This is a genomic window from Staphylococcus caeli (assembly GCF_900097965.1).
Classification (GTDB): domain Bacteria; phylum Bacillota; class Bacilli; order Staphylococcales; family Staphylococcaceae; genus Staphylococcus; species Staphylococcus caeli.
The window spans coordinates 18,018-36,434 of sequence record NZ_FMPG01000017.1 but is presented as its reverse complement, the minus strand read 5'-3'; the positions used below and the strand labels follow the sequence as shown (position 1 = coordinate 36,434).

The following is an 18,417-nucleotide window of genomic DNA, read 5'->3' as shown; positions in this document are numbered from 1 at the left end:
TAAAACGGTTGAAAACTGTACCACTAATAACTCACAATAGAGAGATGTCACCGTCAAGTTAAATGTACAAAATAACAGCGAAATTTTTAAATCTATTTCTTATCGATACAAATTCCTCGTAGGCGCTCGGGACCCCTAGTATTAATTAATATATTGTCACTATTGCTAATTTCCCAACTTCCATCTGTTAGTATTATATATGATAGATATATAATACTAGCTCCTATAATAAATAAAATGAACCATTCTTTATTTAAATAGGGCTTTGTGATACGATATTCTTCTAATTTAACCTTTAATATTTTAGTTATCCAGCCACCAAATATAAAAACAGTTAATAATAAAATTATTATGTGAAAAGTAATATAACCAAAATCCCCCATTCCAATAATATTAATTAAACCGATTAGTGGTGAAACTCCATTAATTAAAATCATTATAAAACCTGCAATCAAACAATTTAATACTACTTTAAACACATTTTCCAAATCTGTTCCTCCTCGATATAATGCCTCCAAGATACAGAAATGAAAAAACTTCCCTCAATTTTAAACAATCTTTTATATTTTAGTAAAAAAATGACCAAGTGATTAATACACCACTTGATCATTTTACACTATACCTAACCATTACATAAAACACTCATTTTACTACTTTGAATAAATATATGAACCTATAACTAAACCAGCTGGAATTCCAATAAATGGTGTGAAAATCATACTTAAAATAACCATTGAAATAATCATTATAAAGAAACTTTTAGATCCTACTCTCATATCCAATATATTCTCTTTAACTCCCATAATATAATTCTTAAATTTCATTATCATTACCCCCTTTAATATTCTAATTTATTGAATTTATATAATATTACTGTGTAAAAAATAATAGTATAAATCACAAAAATTAGTATAATAACAAAAAATATACTGATAAAATTGTTATCTGTAAGCTGTTCTTGATATCCATTAGGGAAAACGAATTTTAATGATTTTAGAAATGGAGCAATTGAACTCAGAATGTAAAACCCTATAACACCTAAAATAGTATAACCATTAGGCAAACTAATAGATAATAGAACTGCTAATAATATACATAATATTTGAACAAAAAAAGTTCCAAAAAATTCAAGAAGTACATACTGTAAATCACTTTGACTGCTAGGAAAGAATTGATGAGCAGATATTTCCATATTACTAATATGGAAATAATATAACATTAATGAACTCACAAAAAGTACGATTATAAACAAGAAGTATAACACTAATAAAGAAAGTATTTTACTATTACATAATTTTGTTCGTGGGAGATCTTTGTAGAAATACAACTGTCCTTTAACTTTTTCAGAGTAAAAATTCAGTCCTATAATATAAGTTAATATAATTAATGGGATAACAGCATTATTTTGTATTACAAATACAGAAGAAAAGAACTCTAAAAAACTTAATGAATGTTTTTCTCCACTTAACTGCATAAAATTAGTATTGAAAAAAGCAACAATAAAAAGTATCAATGGAAATAAACCAAAGGCTAAATATAACCATGATCCTTTCATCTTAAGTAGATTCAAAAAAATAGGTTTGAATTTAACCATATTATCTATTTTCTCCTTTGAATTTTTGTTGAATGTAGTCTTTTTTATCTTTCAAATTTAAAATTCGATATTCTTTCATTAAATCTGAAAGTAAATCATTTAAAACCTCTTTATTATTAGATACTTCTATCATATTACTTTTTGTTGTTAAAGTAATAAATTTTCTATACTTCTCTTTATACTCAGTAGTAAAAACAAAACTTTTATTAAGTTCTATAATAGTTGTATCCTTTTGATCTAATACAAAATCTTCTTTTAACTCGCCATTATCTATGAACAAAAATCTATTACATATTTCTTCTAGTTCACTCAATTGATGACTAGAAATTATAATAGCTGTATCCTTTTTCTGCACCCATTGTTTTAATGTTTCAATTAACTTTTCAACACCATTAGGATCTAGCCCCACGAAAGGCTCATCTAAAATAAGAATCTTAGGTTCTGTAACTAAGCAAATAGCTAAAGACAGCCTCTGCTTCATACCAAATGAAAAATTACTTGGATTAATATGACGTTTTTCCCATAAATCTACAAGTCTTAATACATATTCAATGTTTTCTCTATGATCTACTTTCCCGTTTAAACTAATAAAAAATTTCAAATGTTCAATAGCATTTAAATGATTAAATAGCGATCCTTCAATCATAAATCCAAAGTCATTTAAAGAATTAGGTGATTTTAATATGCTTTTTTGATTAATTAATATGTTTCCATCAGTTGGTCTAATAGCCTTAGCTATAAGCTTCATCAATGTAGTTTTTCCAGCGCCATTTTTACCTATGAGTCCAACTATTTCTCCTTGATCTACTTGAAAACTTACATTTTGGAGTGAATATTTTTCGTTATTTTTAAATTTTTTACTTAGCCCTTTAATTTCTAACATTAGAGTCCTTCTTTCTAATAAATAAACTTAATAAAAATATAGACATAAAATTTAATAAAAATACAAATATCAATTGTTCTATATTAGCTAAACCAGAATTTATTTCTATAGTAATACTGCCAGTATCTTTTTGATTATCATTTATAAAATTTTCAAAAGTAGGCCGCGAAATAAAATAAAGGCTGAACATAAAATAACATACTGTAGTTATCGTAGAAATAAGTAAATAAGACTTAATATTTCTATTTTTTTTGAATGTAAAGTTGACGATATTATTAGCAATAATAGGTAATAGATATGCTATTGCAATAAAAGTGAGTAGTGACATAGAGGTATTTAAAATAATACCTATTAAAAATATTATTATATTACTTAATAAAATAAAAACATATTTCTTTGGCATATAATAGTCTCCTAGCTTAAGATTTTTGTGATGAATAAATTATACAACCAATGTACAACTATTGATTCTTGCAAACCTACTTTATCTCTAATTAAATATAAAATAATACTTGTAGGAAATTTTATTAAAAAGTTTCCTACGAAATTTCCATTTAGATGTAACAATAAAGAAAAAATTAATGACCCTATTAAAATTGCTTTAAACTTAGAAAATTTACTTAATAATAAACTGAAAAATAATCCTCTAAATAAAAATTCTTCACAAGTAGCAACAACAAAAGGGTGTATTATATCTTCTATTTTTATAGAAAAAAATAGGAGAATTGTAAAAATTATTACTATGTATATAAGAAAACGTTTTATACTAAACATATAAATAGCACTATAATTAAAACCTATAAGTCTATGTAAAAGAATAGTAGGAGTTAATATAAATCCTACTATCATTGATATACCTACCCCAATAATTTGTAAATTAGTAATACTAAAATCTGGTAGTAGTACAATAATCAAGCTACCTATATTTAAAATGAAAGTTGCTAAAATAGTAAGTCCTAAGCAGAGAAAAATAATTTCTAGTTTAGAATATTTATTATCTCTTAAAAGATTCATATATGTATCCTCACTTTGAAGTAATAATAATGGCTGGCTCTTAAGAGCCAGCCATTATTATTACCATTGGTGTTTTTTACCTTTGTACTTGTATTTTACAATACCAAGATTCACTTCATTTAAACCGAATAATTTCAATAAAAAGTCCATAATTAACCCTCCTCATATTATGCAATACAACTTTATAATAGCAGTTTCAAGAATAATTTCAATACCGCTTTATAAATTTACTAAAAAATTTTAAAAATTTTAAGTTTTTCACAAAAGAATTAATAAATATAAATATAGGGTGAGGTGATAATAGGATTATAATTTGGCTACATGACGTAAGATTGTTAAATCTTCCTTGTAGATGAAAAATAATTAGATATATTATATTTTTTTATTAGCAACCACATTTTTGGTTGCAGAGGTTTTGATTTTGAATTTGGTTTTGAACTATGAGTGGCTAGCATTTTGCCACTCATTTTTTGCGTAAGCAAAAACATAAGGGGAATGGGGATATCCCCATCAAGCCGGTATATTCAGAACGAAGTGGCTAGAATATACGACGCTTGCCAAACCACATTATGGCTTGAAATTTTGTTGATTATCATATAATCTACAAATATAGAAAGTCATATATTTCGAAGAAACGTGGTGGGATTGAATGAGTGAACATGATAATAATTTGGCTAGCGATTTGTCTGTTGGGGAAAACCGAAAACCCAACCGCAAAGAGCCAAAACAAATTAGTTTCAGAGTGAGCGAATCCGAATATGAAAAGTTAAGGTCATCTGCCGAAACTTTGAATATGAGTGTGCCGAATTTCGTTAAGAAAAAGGCACATGGTAGTCGATTGGTAGCGCCCAAATTTGATAAAGAGACGCGACAATCGATTGCCAAAGATTTAAGTAAGTTGGGTGCGAATGTGAATCAGATTGCTAAATATTGTAATCAACATCAACATGATGCACCGAATTATGAAGGGTTAGAACATAACATCAATGCAGTACGTGAAAGGTTAGATGAGATATGGCAAAACCTAAATTAAGACTTTACTTTAATATCCTTGCTGTTATTGTTTTTGTTAGTTATTTAGGATTAATAATTTGCACTGATTTTCCAGATGCTAAATGGTCTATTGGTTTTATAGTTTTAATGACAATTATTTATATTGTTAGAGATATATTGGCTCCTAAACAAAAAAGAAGTGATGAAAATGGCGACAACTAAATTAGGTAATACTAAGTCGGCAAGTCGAGCAATCAATTACGCAGAGAAACGTGCAGAAGAAAAAAGTGGTTTGAATTGTGATGTCGATTATGCGAAATCGGCTTTTAAACAAACAAGAGCCTTGTATGGCAAAGAAGATGGAATTCAAGCACATACGGTTATTCAGTCTTTTAAACCTGGCGAAGTAACACCTGAACAATGTAATCAACTCGGCTTAGAACTTGCAAAAAAGATAGCACCTAATCATCAAGTAGCTGTTTATACGCATACAGATAAAGACCATTATCATAATCATATTGTGATTAATTCAGTTGATCTAGAAACTGGAAAGAAATATCAAAGTAATAAAAAACAACGTGATTTAGTCAAAAAAGAAAATGACAATGTCTGTCGTGAACATGGTTTGAGTGTGACAGAACGTGGCACTGCCAAAATGAGATACACGCAAGCAGAAAAGGGCATTGTGTTTGATAGAGAAGAATATTCTTGGAAAGATGAATTACGTGAATTGATTGAAAATGCAAAAGCACATACAAGCAATTTAGAGACGTTTTCAGAGCATTTAGAAGAAAAAGGGGTAGAAGTTAAGCTTCGTGGCGAAGCAATCTCATATAAGCCTGAAAATGCAAATAAATGGGTGCGTGGAAGAACGCTAGGTTCAGATTATGAAAAAGGGGCGATTGACTATGAGCATGAAAGACATCAAGAACAACAAAGAGAACCCGAATATGCAGACAGATTCAAGGTCAACTGGGGTGCAGTCGAGCAACACACAAAACAACTTGAAAAACGAAGAATTGAACGAACTCAAAAGACAAAACAAGCTAATCGTAAAGTATTTGGCAGAGATACAAGAGAGCCAAAAAACGAGAGAGAAAGAACAAGAAGCAATCACATCAAAATTGAAAGAGACGATGAAGGACTTTCGAGATAATAGCATAAAAACACATAATGATTTTGTAAGATTACTTCAAGATAATTTAAAAAAAGTGAATACAGAAGATATTCAAGCAGAACTACGACAAGATATTCGTAAAGTTCAAGATGAAAACGAAGAAATGTTACGTAAAGTGAGAGCATCACATGAACACTATCAAAAAAGGCAAAAACAGTTATTTACAGGTATCGGGGCTATGTTATTAGTCTTTATGCTATTTGCTTTAATTATGACTATAGGTAGTGACTTCATGGAATTTTTCAAATTAGATATATTACAGAAATCTATAGCAAGCCAAATAAAAGCTTCTGAAGGCTTTGTAGCGTTTCTTTGGTATATAGCTTATGGAATTCCTTATATTGTTTGTATAGGTGGTTTTATCATCTTGTATGAATGGATGAGAGCAAAGTTCCGTGATTAAAAAGTAATGTGATAAAGTTTTTAAAAAAGGAGAATTATTTTGTTTATTTATATTTGTTGTGCAATTTTAATGATAATTGCTTTTGGTAGTCTTTCTAGAGAATTAGTAAGTCGTAATAAGAATAAGAAGTTAGATATATTGTCTAGTATATTAGTTTTGCTTTCAGCAATTGCACTTTTAATTTATGGAATATTTCTTAATTAGACCCCGCATTTATGCCGAGAAGATTTATTGTGCGTTGAGCCTCGGAACCCTTAACGTCAATAAAACAATTGGAATAAAGCAACGAAAGGAGTTGAAGAAAATGAGTGAGAAAACTAAGAAAAGTATTCGTATAGGATTATCATTTGCACAAGTGGTAGTACAATCATTAATAGTTTATTACGCCTATAAGCAATATAAATTATCTAAAGAAAATTAAAATCATTTTGCCTTGAACTTTATATAATATTTTTAATAACTTTATTAAACCCTTTTTAGAGATTAGTTGATTCCTACTGCGAGAAAGAGTCCATCTTGTTAAAGGGTAGTTTTTGTAACAGTAAAGGGTAGTTTTTGTAACAGTAAAGGGTAGTTTTTGTAACAGTAAAGGGTAGTTTTTGTAACAGTAAAGGGTAGTTTTTGTAACAGTAAAGGGTAGTTTTTGTACAAAAACTACCCTTTACTGTTGTAATACTATAAATAACTGTGTTAAGTTATTTATAAATTGATGGTTAAGGGTGGTCTCAAATATATAACCACCCTTAACCATCAATTTAATAGAATTTAGGAGTGGCTATAAAGTGTCTGGAGAGACTGTTGTTTACAGAAATGAAATGAATTTGGTTCCTTTAAGAAAGTTTACAAGTACAGAAGTAGATTTATTTTTCACTCTATGTAATAAACTTAAAGAACAAGATACACGTAAATTAGAAATCCCTTTTGATGAACTTAAACACCTTAGTAATTATTATTCACGTTCACAAGAACGTTTTATTAGAGACTTAGAACATGTATACGATAAAATGTTACATCTAACTTATACAGAACGTAACGGGAAATCTTTTGAAAAATTTGTTCTATTCACTTCATACAAAGTGGATACGGAAAATCAATATTTATCTATAAGTATAAACCCTGACTTAAAGCATATACTCAATTCAATTACAGCTGATTTCACTAAATTCGAATTACAAGAAATGACACATTTAAGATCAACATACGCTAAAAATATGTTTAGACTACTTAAACAATATAAGCATACAGGGTATTTAAGGGTGCAAATTGATGACTTTAGAGAACGTTTAGATATACCCAAAAGCTACAGAATGAGTGAAATAGACAAATATGTTTTAAAACCAATAATTAAGGAACTAGGATTTATATTTAAAAACCTTAACATTAATAAAATCAAAGCTAAGAAAGGGCGTAAAATTGAATTGTTAGAGTTCAATTTTACGCCTGAGAAACGTATTCACTCGAAACGACAGCCTAAAATAACAAGTGACAGTAAAAAGAAACAAAGCATAAGTCGGGAAATGACGCCAGAATGGTTAAAAAAACAGGAATATGAGCCAATCAAGCCAAAAACAAATAAATTTACAGAAGAAGAAAAACGAGCTTTTTTAGAGAAAATGAATAAACGTGAAAAATTATGAGCATATAAATAAAGTGGGACGTGTTATTTGATGAAAACAGTAAAAGAAGTCTCTGAAATTTTAAATGTTTCCAAACAAACAATTCACTACCATCTAAAAAACTTACCCGATGACTTAAAAGTTAAAAAAACAGGCAATAAGACCTTAATAGATGATAGTGTAATAGCTTATTTAGAATCGGTTTTGAATAAAAGGTCATCAAGTAAGTCAACAAAAAATTCGTCAATCTTTAATGAAAAAATGACAAAAGAATCGACAAACAAAGAAGAACCTATGAAGGCAAGTTATGACAGATATATCGATAAATATATCTCACATTTAGAATCAGAAATTCGACAAAAGAATCGACAAATTGACGATTTAACAATTGCCTTAAAACAAGAACAATCATTAAACTTAAATAGCCAAAATATATTAAGCCATAATGAGTCTATAGAGTCCGATGATTTAAATACAAAAGAGGATATTTTCGTATCAGAAACACCTAAAAAAAATGAACAAAAACAGTCTATTCTCTCTAAACTGTTTCAAAAAAAGTAACATATATCCTAATTAAAAAAGAATAAGCATTATTTTAAATAATTCGAATTATAAATCCCTTCATGACAGTATTATTCCTTATTAACGACCTGAATTATAACAAGAATCAACACTTATAATCCCTGTCATATCAATAGTTATATATATTCCCTAAAATGGAACTCAGTTCACTTTTTTAGACTACTATGTTATTATATGAGTAACAAAAAGTGTGATGTTCTTTGTACATCAAAAACCCCCACAAAGCTTTGGACGGCTGTGGGGGTTTTCTTTTATCATTTGAATTTATCATAGAGATAATTTGAGATTATCCCTGTAATAATAGGACAAATGACTATTGTAAGAACAAAAAGTGCAATATTCATTTGTACATCGCACCCCCTTTCTGCACAGGAAGTGCCTTACAAGTATAATATAGCATAGCAGTATTGTTAATGGATTTATGTATATTTATAAAGAATAACAGTCTATGAAAACTCGTGAAAACTTGTTAAAACAACAATGCATAAAATATGTATAAATGAACACAAATGATAAAAGCCCAAAACACTGATTTAACAGTGTTTTGGGCTTTTGATTTGGTTAACATAATTAGTTATTATAGGTAGCTAAATTGTATGACTTATTCATTTCTAATAGATTCCAATTTCATTTTTGAAAGTAAAAGTAAAATTAAAATTAAGAATGAAGCTACTGTAATAATGGAAACTGTTGATCCATATCCTCCACCTGTAATGATTTTGTATGAACTAACATAAACATACTCTATAATACCTTGATTACTTTGTTTAGTGGTAATATCAAAAAGCTGTGTAGAATCAAATAAAAAATGAAGTATAATAGAAGACCAGATTGTTTTATAGAACAGTGTTAATAATCCATAAAAGAGTCCAGCAATAAATATACCAATAATAATTAAAATTGTATCTTGAAAGTTATAAGAACCATTTGTAAGATGCGCTATACCGAATAAAATTGAGCTTATAAGTAAGCCCCAGTATATGTTTAATTGATATTCAATGTAACCCATTAAAAACCCTCTAAAGAATATTTCTTCTGATATAGCAGTGGTTAAGGAAGTTAACAAAATTACTATAGTAGGGGTCCCGAGCGCTTAGTGGGAATTTGTATCGATAAGGGGTACAAATTCCCACTAAACCAATGTTTCAAGGCCTATTTATTTTTTATATTCAATTCTCTTAAGTGTTTAGGAATAGATAACAAGTCAAATTTATACTCTCCAAGAAAAGTGATATGCTCCCAATTAATAGGAGATACATGCTTCATATACTTAGTTACTTCGGGATCTATTTTGACGAGATAATTATAAGCTGCTTGTAAGTAGACGGCGTTCCATATACTTATTGCATTTATTAACACATTAAGCGCACTAGCACTTTGAAGTTGTCGGCGAATATCGCGCTCCATAAATTTTCCGCGTCGCCCAAAAAATAGTTCTCTAGCTAAAGCATTAATCGCTTCTGTCTTATTTAGTCCATGAGTGATCCTTCGCCGTAGCTCACTATCTGTAATATAATCTATCATAAAAATGCTCTTTTCAATGCGACCTAGTTCTCTCAGTGCAAGAGCTACTCTATTCTTACGTGCGTATGAGCCTAGCTTTCCTAATAGTAAAGAACTAGATACTTTTCCTGTTTGAATCGAATAGGCGATTCGTTTAATTTCATCATAGTTTTCTTCAATAATTTTTACATTGATTTTTCCGCTTATATCTTCTGATAAGTTAGGGTAGTAGGAAGGTGATTTGATAGAAAATAATTGTGATTTTTTTATATTTCTGATGCGAGGTTCAAAATCAAAGCCTAGTAATGCGGTCATTCCAAACACCTGATCAGAATACCCATTTGTATCAGTAAAATGTTCCTCAATATCTAGATCTGTTTCATGATAAAGTAGGCCATCAAGGGTATGAGTAGCTTCCCTTGTATTAGTTGAAGCAACCTCGATATGATGAGTCGTATGCCTATCATTTATTGATCGAATCATTGTAGCTCCTTTTTCCATACTTTTGTAATGTGGATTAACATCGGATTTTAGAGCTGAGACGCCCACTGGGACGCGCATTCCGTCTGAAGCAGTGGTTTTTCCTTCACCCCAAAAGTCTGCAACAGGAAGCTTTAACTGATAATTAACCAAAACAGATTGAGCACGAGTCAGAGCTTCTTTATAAAAGCGCCATTGTTTGGCATTGGCTAACTGAGAATAAGAAATTCCAGGAGTTGATTGGGCCATTTTTTCAAGACCAATATTCATCCCTAAACCCAGCAAAGCAGCAAAAATAATTTTTCTTTCTTGTTCACTCGGCGGTTTCCCTGTAGAATCATGACTAAATTCTTGTGAAAAGTTGGTCCAACTGTCCACCTCAATTAAAAGATCACTAAGCCTTATCTTAGGAATTATTGAATAAAGTTTTTTTCTATATATTTCTGCTTCGCTAGGTGTAACTTTTTCCAACTTTTTAAGGTTTGCTCTTGAAATTCTCTTATCAACTGTCGAATAAAATTGAAGCTGTAAATCTAAAATTATTTCCCGATCCTTTAAATAGTCCTCAAACGTGTCTGGAATAGTTTCTGAATCAATACAAGCAGATAAATCAACTAAGTAATCATCAATATTTCGATGGATCATACTTCCTTCAACTGAAATATCTCCTGATCGAATATTGTTCTTTAGCTCGGTGAAAGCTACTAACTCATAGTAAGACCGATCTATTTTCCCCTCTTCTGGCCGAACAAGGCTTTTCCATTTTTTACTCACAAAATCAGTAGAAGTATCTGCCGGTATTTTTCTTTTACCACTATTGTGTAAATCAGTTAGTTGAGTTAGGGCCATGAGGACTGGATTTGCTGCCGGAGTTGCTTTGAACGAAAGGGTCCTCAATAACATTGGCGTGTATCTTCGGAGGTAATTAGCTTTATTTCGAACCATTTCTAAATAGCCATGATTTTTATTACCTGTAATTTTTTTAGCTTCTTCTCCATCTTGTACTAAATCTTCCCAAGGCATGATTCGTTCAATTTCGTCAAAAGGATTACTATCATTATCTTTTGCAAAGTGAAGAGCATCAATTAAAGAAGCATAATGTTCCAATTTTTTAGTAGCCAATTTTCCTTTTTCTTTTAACTGTTCTTGTGAATCACGTGTCCCTTTGCGTTTAATACTTGCTAAAATGCGGTCATTAATCTCAATCAGTTGATCGATCAGATATTGATGATGATTGACTAAAAAAGCAATAAGTAAAGAGTATCTTTTTTCAAGCTCAAAACGGGAGAAGTCATATGCATCATAATTTTCCCCTAGTCTAGCTAGCTGAAGAAACCTGTTCCGATTAATATGGGAGACATTAATTGTCCCGAGTCCCATGGAAGCAATCACTTCCACTTTTTTACAAATACTCATAAAGCTTTCTGGATTTGCCTTACCTGGAATGTCTTTTAGCCAAGCGAGTTTAGTTATTTTCGTCTCTTCATAAATTTGAAACAAACTCTCTAGTTTTTCAATTTGTATATCTGTTAATGAACAGAGCAATATTGAAAATAAGTTGTTTTCTGCTTTATCTCGACAGCGGCTTATAATGTCTTCAAGTGTAGCTATAGATGGAAAAATAATTCTTTTTCGAGTTAAGAAATCAATTGTTTTTTTCATTAGATAGATAGAGTCATCATTTTCTAAAGCTAGTTCAATTAAATATTCTATTAACTGTTTTTGTGTATTAGCACTACCGAATCGATGATAGTTGAATACTTCTAAGATCTCGTTGAAGTGATTTGCACGTGTATTTCTATGATCATATGAATTTAAATCAATTGCATCAAGATGGAGCTGTCGACTCACATAAGAAGTTAGTCTGGTTGATTTAATCGGCCAATTACTTAAAGAACACCCAGGATACCGGGCCAAACAAAGTTGTATCGCAAATCCTAGTTTATTGACCTTTCCACGGTGTTGATTAATAACCTCCAGATCATAATCAGAAAAACTAAAATACGCTTTAAAATCCTCTTCTGATAAGTGGTCTACAGAAAGAAGTTGTTCACGCTGTGAAGTAGTTAAAATTCTTTTCATAGCCATATCTTAAGCATTCCTTTTATTGAGGTAACGGTAAAAGGTTGTTTTGCTTAATTTAGAGGCATCAAGAATTTGACGAATAGAATACTCTTTGCTGTCATACATTTTTAAAGCTAAATCAATTGATAGCTTACCTTTACTTGGACGGCCCCCTTTTTTTCCTCGGACTCTGGCTGCCTTAAGACCAGAGTTAGTTCGTTCAATAATAATATCCCGTTCCAGTTCTGCTAAACTAGCCATAACTCGGAAAAAGAATCTTCCCATAGACGTTGAAGTATCTACGTTATCTTGAATAGATATAAAATTGACACTAAGTTCTTCAAATAATTCAGAAAGTTCAATCAAATGTTTAGTTGATCGTGAAATTCGATCTAACTTGTAAATGACAACAGAATCTCCTTCACGTAGTAGGTTGATCATTTCTTCTAATTGCGGTCGGTCTTTTTTCGCACCAGTTACTTTTTCTTGAAATAATTTATCAATTCCATAATGAGTAAGTGCATCAATTTGTAAACTAAGATTTTGATCATCCGTACTCACTCGAGCATAGCCAAAAATCATAAAAAAACCTCCTTAATTTTATAATTTAAATGTACCATAACTCATTAAGTATAAATATATAGGAACTATGAAAAAGGAACGGATTTTGGTACTTGATTTACTTAAAAAACATTTAGAAAAAGCAGGAAAATGAAAAGGTACCATAAACGGTCGTTTATGGTACCATTCAAATTTATCCTTATTGTACAAAATAACAGCGAAATTTTTAAATCTATTCCTTATCGATACAAATTCCCCGTAGGCGCTAGGGACCTCTTTAGCTCCTTGGAAGCTGTCAGTAGTATACCTAATAATTTATCTACATTCCCTTTAGTAACGTGTAACTTTCCAAATTTACAAAAGCGACTCATAGAATTATTTCCTCCCGTTAAATAATAGATAACTATTAAAAATAGACAATACTTGCTCATAAGTAACGGTACTTAAATTGTTTACTTTGGCGTGTTTCATTGCTTGATGAAACTGATTTTTAGTAAACAGTTGACGATATTCTCGATTGACCCATTTTGAAACAAAGTACGTATATAGCTTCCAATATTTATCTGGAACATCTGTGGTATGGCGGGTAAGTTTTATTAAGACACTGTTTACTTTTGGTTTAGGATGAAAGCATTCCGCTGGCAGCTTAAGCAATTGCTGAATCGAGACTTGAGTGTGCAAGAGCAACCCTAGTGTTCGGTGAATATCCAAGGTACGCTTGTAGAATCCTTCTTCAACAATCAGATAGATGTCAGACGCATGGCTTTCAAAAACCACTTTTTTAATAATTTGTGTGCTTAAATGGTAAGGGATATTCCCAACAATTTTATACCTCTGTTTGTTAGGGAATTGAAACTGTAGAATATCTTGGTGAATTAAAGTGACACGAATGTTCAGTTTTAATTTTTCTGACGATAAGTTGAATAGATGACTGTCTAATTCAATAGACGTTACCTGTTTACTTATTTTAGCCAGTTTCGTCGTTAAATGCCCTTTACCTGTTCCAATTTCGTAAACGGTATCGGTTTCTTTTAAATTCAATTGTTTTATTATTTGGTTGAGTACTTTTTCACTCGTTAAAAAGTTTTGAGAATATTTTATATTTTTGTTCATGTAATCACTCCTGAAGTGATTACATCTATAAATAAATACAGAAGTTAAACGATTTGTTTGTAATTTTAGTTATCTGTTTAAAAAGTCATAAGATTAGTCACTGGTAGGAATTAATCTAACGTATTTATTTATCTGCGTAATCACTGTTTTTAGTCTGTTTCAAAACAGTAGATGTTTTATCTACATTACGCATTTGGAATACCAACATGACGAATCCCTCCTTCTTAATTACAAATTTTTAGCATCTAATTTAACTTCAATTCCTATTATACACAATTTTAAGATAATGCACTATCAACACACTCTTAAGTTTGCTTCTAAGTCTTATTTCCATAACTTTAGGGTTAACCATACGCAAGACCAATCACTCTCGGACAATACTCATGATTTTAATGATAAAATCCATGTTAAACCCATAGATAAGAAATACACCTGCAATAACCGTTACCTGTTTGTGCCAATTTAAAAATGCACCACTTTTTTATAATTAAAACGGTTGAAAACTGTACCACTAATAACTCACAATAGAGAGATGTCACCGTCAAGTTAAATGTACAAAATAACAGCGAAATTTTTAAATCTATTTCTTATCGATACAAATTCCTCGTAGGCGCTCGGGACCCCGAATATAAGTGGCAAGATTTAGGATTTGATTTAAAACTCGAAGACTTTACTGATTATGAAGCAATAACGACGATTATTAAAATCACAAAAGGGAATTTTAGGCTGATTCATCGTTTATTTGCGCAGATAGACAGAATTATGGATATAAATGGTTTAGATAAAATAAGTACAGAAGTTGTAGAAACAGCTAGAGATAGTTTAGTTATAGGTATTCGATAATAGAAAAAGCAACGCATTTTAATATAGTGCGTTGCTTTTCTCATTTATTAGGTAAAGTCATTCTCATATATCGAATAAAGTGACACTCTCACTATAAAAGTGAGAGGTTTTGTGTCAAAAACGATGGTTTTAGATCCAATACAATTTCTTATCGGTTAATAATATTGACAGTAAAATTTTAATTATACTTATTCTTAGGATTCATTTGTTTTAATTCATTTAATGACTCTTTATTTAAATTAATGACTTCATTAGTAATGTCATTAAAGTTTTCATTTAATTTTTCAATATTTTGATTGGCAGTTTCTACCTGATTGCTCATTTGTTTGATATTGTTATTTGTTTCATATTGGTTATATGATATACGATTAAATCCTGATTCTATCACTTCACTTAATGCCTCTATGCTATTTAATAACTCATTATGTTTTTGATCTTCGTGAAAGAGATTAATTGCTTCTTTCCAGTTATTCGCCCGACCATCATAAACATATATATATAGGTTACTTGCTAATTCTATATTATCTTGATAATTTTCTGGAATTGAAGACTCTAACTCATCTAAGTAAGAAACGATAGAAGCAGTGTCTTGCTTGAAGCTTTCTTCTAGTTCTTCTATAAAGTCATTATATATATCATCAATTGTATTAAGTTGTTCTTCTAGTTGGTATTCATTTTTGAGAGTAACTTCTGAACTTTCATTTTCTTCATCTTTTTGAATAGCTGCTTTCTTTATGTTTTCGATTTTTATATTATAATAAACTTTCTTGATTTTATTAATATTATAACTAAATATAATACATAATACTAATAAAATTAAGGAAACAAGTGAGCTTATTGAAAATATTGCAATTAAAAGCACATTTAAGATAAAGCCAATTATAAAACCAAGTATACCTAATAATACAGAAGGTAACTTTTGCAAACTGTCGCGCTTTTTTTCTAATACAGGTATTTTATTATTTTTTACATCATATAAATTTTGACTTTTTTTAGATTGTTTCCATTCTTCAAAATCATTAATTTTCTTTTGATAATATTTCTCATAATCTGCAGATGCTTGTTCAATTAATTCACTGTAAGGTGCATTAATTTCGTTAAAGTTATGTAATGCAATAGTATAACTATATAAAAAATCTTCCAACTCTTGAGTATGTAGATTTCGTATATCCATCGCACATTCCCCCCCTTTAAAATTATACTAACATACTATATAATCGTCCAAAATTACAATATGAGCTTTTGGAGTTGAAAAAGAAGTTTCTTAATCATTCAAATATTCAATTGAAGATGTTATTTTGGAATATATCATAATAAAATTTCTTTAGTTAATAAGAATATGGAGGTAAAAAATGAAAAGGTTGTTATTACTATTACTTGCAAGTGTATTAGTTCTAGGCGCTTGTAATTTTGATACTGATAAAAAAACAAATAATAAAGATATGTCTGAAAAAAAAGATAGCAACAAGCATGATAAGAATAAATCTACAAATCAAAGTGAACCAAAAACAGAACAACATCAAGTCAACACACAAAAGAACAATGAGCAATCTCAAAATAGCCAAAACGATAATGACCAAAATCAAACAGAAGACATACAACAAAACACTCCAACACAATCAGACAACACACAACAAATGATGACAGAACAAGAAGCAGAAAATTCATTGATAGGACAAGTTTCAAGCCCTAATAGCATCGAAAAACCTGAATTTATGGGTAAAATAAAAGAAGATGATAAAAGTTATACTTTCAGAGTTAAATATTATATTATCGGCAAAGACCCTGTATTACCTGTAGATTATAAAATTGATAAATACTCAGGAGAAATATTAGATAAACAGGCTGAAGTAGGTACAGATAAACAACAAAGATTTTATGACGCAATTCAAGAATACAAAGATGAAGTGTATAATCAACAACCTATTTATGAAAATGATAAGGAAGAACAAAATAAATCTGAAAATAAAACAAAAGATGGAGACCCAGATATGACAGATGAAGAATATATCAAACAAACTCAAAAGAATGGGGTAGCTCCAGAAGCATGTGGTTATGGTATAGGTAAAGATAAAGAATATTGTCAAAAAATGGCTAAGAAAGCACAAGAACAACAAAATGATGAAAATCAAAAACAACCGCCTAAAGAAACAGAGCAAGAAAGACAAGAGAATAATGAAAATTCTGTTTCAAAGTAAAGAAAAAGCTAACTTGTTATCGTTTTAATGTTTTAGTATTCTCTTAATTAGCTAACATATGACTATTTTCATAGCACGGTGAAAAGCTATAGATCTGAAGAGACATACAGTTCGGTTTGTATAATGCAGATATACATTCTCAATACCTTTGACTGTGTTTTTATCTTACGGACACTCTGATATTTTGTCCCTTTTAACTTAATATGTCCATGGTCTTGTTCAATTAAATTATTGAGATATTTTGATGTACAATATACAATCTTTGTTTAATTTAAACATATCTGATTTTGTTGACAGTTCTTTATCAGTAGTAAACATTTTATTTTACTAAATTGTTTAATAAATCGATTAATAAATGTTTAGACTGAACCCTGATTACGATTTTTACGTAACCAAATATCTACCGAATCAATAGATATTTGAGCAGTGGACATATATGCCAAATTCTTTTAATATTTTAGACATATCGCGATAATTGAGAGTATATCTCAACCTGATTATCTTATAAAAGATATGCTATTCTACATTTAGTATTAAAGTGAATTTTATATTTTACATAATCGATGATTATCAGAAGTTCTAGCATAAAAAAGCACTACAAGTTCATGAGCTTGTAGCGCTTTTTATTGTGTTAATTACCAAACAACCGACTCCAGAAACCTTTTTTAGGTGGTTTTTCTTCCTTATCTTCGTATTCATTATCTATTTCTTCGAATTGTTTATCGTCTATTGTGGATGGTTCTTCATTGAGGTTTTCATTCTCTTCAGGTATATCTTTATGCTGCACCTCTGTAGGCTGTTCCCATTCTTGTTGTTGATCAGTATCTTTAGACTCTCCAGTAAATGTTGCTTCTTGTACATTAACATTTTGTCTCTCATTAACAGACGTATCAAAAGAATAATTAAGTCGTCTTTCTTCCTCTAATTGATCTTCTAATTTTTTAATCTTTTTATTACTTTCTAATGCTAATACTTGTTGATTCTCTAAAAGTCTATTAAGTGTATTTATTTGCTCTTTATCTCTATTTGATTGTTCTTTATATATATATATCTGGTTATATAATTGTTTTATTGTCTCATCTTTCACCAGGTTATCATTATTAGGTACTTCTTTTTTTTCGCTTTCAAAATCATCATTCTTATTTTGATTTTTTCTTATTCGGTTTATTACTATAATTTCATCTTCACTGGTTAAGTAATTTACGTTATCGATTTTTTGAAATTTCACATTTGCTTTTTTAGCATTATTATAAACAGTCATTTTTGTTACGTTTAATTCATCAGCAATTTCTTTCATACTCTTCATATAACGCCCTCCATATAGTTATATACATAACATTTATACCATTATACAGCCATTATACTTGTCATTACAAGGTTATATAATTCTTTA

At 29.9% G+C, this 18,417-nt stretch carries 20 protein-coding genes and 2 pseudogenes; 8 read left to right on the top strand and 14 right to left on the bottom strand.

The features are described from left to right. Positions 1-92: 92 nt before the first annotated feature. The 6 genes from BJS11_RS12035 to BJS11_RS12010 all read right to left on the bottom strand — a co-directional run bounded on the left by BJS11_RS12035 (position 93) and on the right by BJS11_RS12010 (position 3,491). Positions 93-488 carry a hypothetical protein gene (locus BJS11_RS12035; RefSeq protein WP_069996675.1) on the bottom strand — a complete coding sequence of 132 codons (396 nt, stop codon included), beginning with the start codon at positions 486-488 and terminating at the stop codon, positions 93-95. 162 nt (positions 489-650) lie between these two features. Next, complete coding sequence (locus BJS11_RS12030; RefSeq protein ID WP_142351607.1) at positions 651-824, bottom strand: VraH family peptide resistance protein; 174 nt, start codon at positions 822-824, stop codon at positions 651-653. A gap of 14 nt (positions 825-838) precedes the next feature. Beyond that, positions 839-1,594, bottom strand: coding sequence for a hypothetical protein (locus BJS11_RS12025; RefSeq protein WP_069996673.1), 756 nt, complete (start codon positions 1,592-1,594; stop codon positions 839-841). A gap of 1 nt (position 1,595) precedes the next feature. Then, on the bottom strand, positions 1,596-2,477 hold the full coding sequence (locus BJS11_RS12020; RefSeq protein WP_069996672.1) for an ABC transporter ATP-binding protein: 882 nt from the start codon (positions 2,475-2,477) through the stop codon (positions 1,596-1,598). After that, positions 2,464-2,880, bottom strand: coding sequence for an Msa family membrane protein (locus BJS11_RS12015; RefSeq protein ID WP_069996671.1), 417 nt, complete (start codon positions 2,878-2,880; stop codon positions 2,464-2,466). The genes BJS11_RS12020 and BJS11_RS12015 overlap by 14 nt, the downstream gene beginning before the upstream one ends. 11 nt (positions 2,881-2,891) lie before the next feature. Continuing rightward, entirely contained in the window at positions 2,892-3,491 is a 600-nt protein-coding gene (locus BJS11_RS12010) for a type II CAAX endopeptidase family protein (RefSeq protein ID WP_069996670.1), read from the bottom strand. Positions 3,492-4,140: 649 nt separating this feature from the next. On the opposite strand from BJS11_RS12010, the gene BJS11_RS12005 reads away from it, so the two are divergent. The 6 genes from BJS11_RS12005 to BJS11_RS11980 all read left to right on the top strand — a co-directional run bounded on the left by BJS11_RS12005 (position 4,141) and on the right by BJS11_RS11980 (position 8,241). Further along, positions 4,141-4,524 carry a plasmid mobilization protein gene (locus BJS11_RS12005; RefSeq protein ID WP_069996669.1) on the top strand — a complete coding sequence of 128 codons (384 nt, stop codon included), beginning with the start codon at positions 4,141-4,143 and terminating at the stop codon, positions 4,522-4,524. Then, complete coding sequence (locus tag BJS11_RS12000) at positions 4,506-4,706, top strand: hypothetical protein (protein WP_069996668.1); 201 nt, start codon at positions 4,506-4,508, stop codon at positions 4,704-4,706. Before BJS11_RS12005 ends, BJS11_RS12000 begins: the two co-directional genes overlap by 19 nt. Further along, on the top strand, positions 4,693-5,640 hold the full coding sequence (locus BJS11_RS11995; RefSeq protein ID WP_069996667.1) for a relaxase/mobilization nuclease domain-containing protein: 948 nt from the start codon (positions 4,693-4,695) through the stop codon (positions 5,638-5,640). Before BJS11_RS12000 ends, BJS11_RS11995 begins: the two co-directional genes overlap by 14 nt. Next, a complete protein-coding gene (locus BJS11_RS11990) occupies positions 5,609-6,064 on the top strand; it encodes a DUF334 domain-containing protein (RefSeq protein WP_069996666.1) in 456 nt (151 codons plus the stop codon). Before BJS11_RS11995 ends, BJS11_RS11990 begins: the two co-directional genes overlap by 32 nt. Positions 6,065-6,846: 782 nt before the next feature. Continuing rightward, entirely contained in the window at positions 6,847-7,701 is an 855-nt protein-coding gene (locus BJS11_RS11985; RefSeq protein ID WP_069996678.1) for a replication initiation protein, read from the top strand. A gap of 30 nt (positions 7,702-7,731) precedes the next feature. Beyond that, on the top strand, positions 7,732-8,241 hold the full coding sequence (locus BJS11_RS11980) for a helix-turn-helix domain-containing protein (protein ID WP_069996677.1): 510 nt from the start codon (positions 7,732-7,734) through the stop codon (positions 8,239-8,241). Positions 8,242-8,863: 622 nt separating this feature from the next. On the opposite strand, the gene BJS11_RS11975 is transcribed toward BJS11_RS11980, so the two are convergent. The 5 genes from BJS11_RS11975 to BJS11_RS11955 all read right to left on the bottom strand — a co-directional run bounded on the left by BJS11_RS11975 (position 8,864) and on the right by BJS11_RS11955 (position 14,191). Further along, positions 8,864-9,331 carry a CPBP family intramembrane glutamic endopeptidase gene (locus BJS11_RS11975; RefSeq protein WP_258953802.1) on the bottom strand — a complete coding sequence of 156 codons (468 nt, stop codon included), beginning with the start codon at positions 9,329-9,331 and terminating at the stop codon, positions 8,864-8,866. Positions 9,332-9,414: 83 nt separating this feature from the next. Beyond that, positions 9,415-12,333: a Tn3 family transposase gene (locus BJS11_RS11970; RefSeq protein ID WP_001240982.1), complete on the bottom strand. Its 2,919-nt coding sequence runs from the start codon at positions 12,331-12,333 to the stop codon at positions 9,415-9,417. A 3-nt stretch (positions 12,334-12,336) separates the two neighbouring features. Further along, the gene (locus BJS11_RS11965; protein WP_000576156.1) at positions 12,337-12,891 is read right to left on the bottom strand and encodes a recombinase family protein; all 555 of its coding nucleotides are present in this window, start codon (positions 12,889-12,891) and stop codon (positions 12,337-12,339) included. Between the two features lie 354 nt (positions 12,892-13,245). Next, positions 13,246-13,983 (bottom strand): 23S rRNA (adenine(2058)-N(6))-methyltransferase Erm(B), encoded by a 738-nt coding sequence (gene erm(B) / locus BJS11_RS11960; protein WP_001038790.1) that lies wholly within the window; start codon positions 13,981-13,983, stop codon positions 13,246-13,248. Positions 13,984-14,107: 124 nt separating this feature from the next. Then, positions 14,108-14,191: a 23S rRNA methyltransferase attenuation leader peptide gene (locus tag BJS11_RS11955; protein WP_001814874.1), complete on the bottom strand. Its 84-nt coding sequence runs from the start codon at positions 14,189-14,191 to the stop codon at positions 14,108-14,110. A gap of 416 nt (positions 14,192-14,607) precedes the next feature. Between BJS11_RS11955 and BJS11_RS13430 the strand changes: the two are divergent. Further along, positions 14,608-14,826, top strand: a pseudogene (locus BJS11_RS13430) (AAA family ATPase); the annotation flags it as partial. A gap of 178 nt (positions 14,827-15,004) precedes the next feature. Here BJS11_RS13430 and BJS11_RS11950 read toward each other — a convergent pair. Continuing rightward, positions 15,005-16,000, bottom strand: coding sequence for a hypothetical protein (locus BJS11_RS11950; protein WP_069996576.1), 996 nt, complete (start codon positions 15,998-16,000; stop codon positions 15,005-15,007). A gap of 178 nt (positions 16,001-16,178) precedes the next feature. Between BJS11_RS11950 and BJS11_RS11945 the strand changes: the two genes are divergently transcribed. After that, the gene (locus BJS11_RS11945; protein WP_069996577.1) at positions 16,179-17,024 is read left to right on the top strand and encodes a hypothetical protein; all 846 of its coding nucleotides are present in this window, start codon (positions 16,179-16,181) and stop codon (positions 17,022-17,024) included. Between the two features lie 43 nt (positions 17,025-17,067). Here the strand turns inward: BJS11_RS11945 and BJS11_RS14200 are convergent. Further along, positions 17,068-17,516: pseudogene (locus BJS11_RS14200) on the bottom strand (DDE-type integrase/transposase/recombinase); the annotation flags it as partial. 139 nt (positions 17,517-17,655) lie between these two features. Beyond that, a complete protein-coding gene (locus BJS11_RS11940) occupies positions 17,656-18,330 on the bottom strand; it encodes a DUF536 domain-containing protein (protein ID WP_069996578.1) in 675 nt (224 codons plus the stop codon). Between the last annotated feature and the right edge of the window lie 87 nt (positions 18,331-18,417).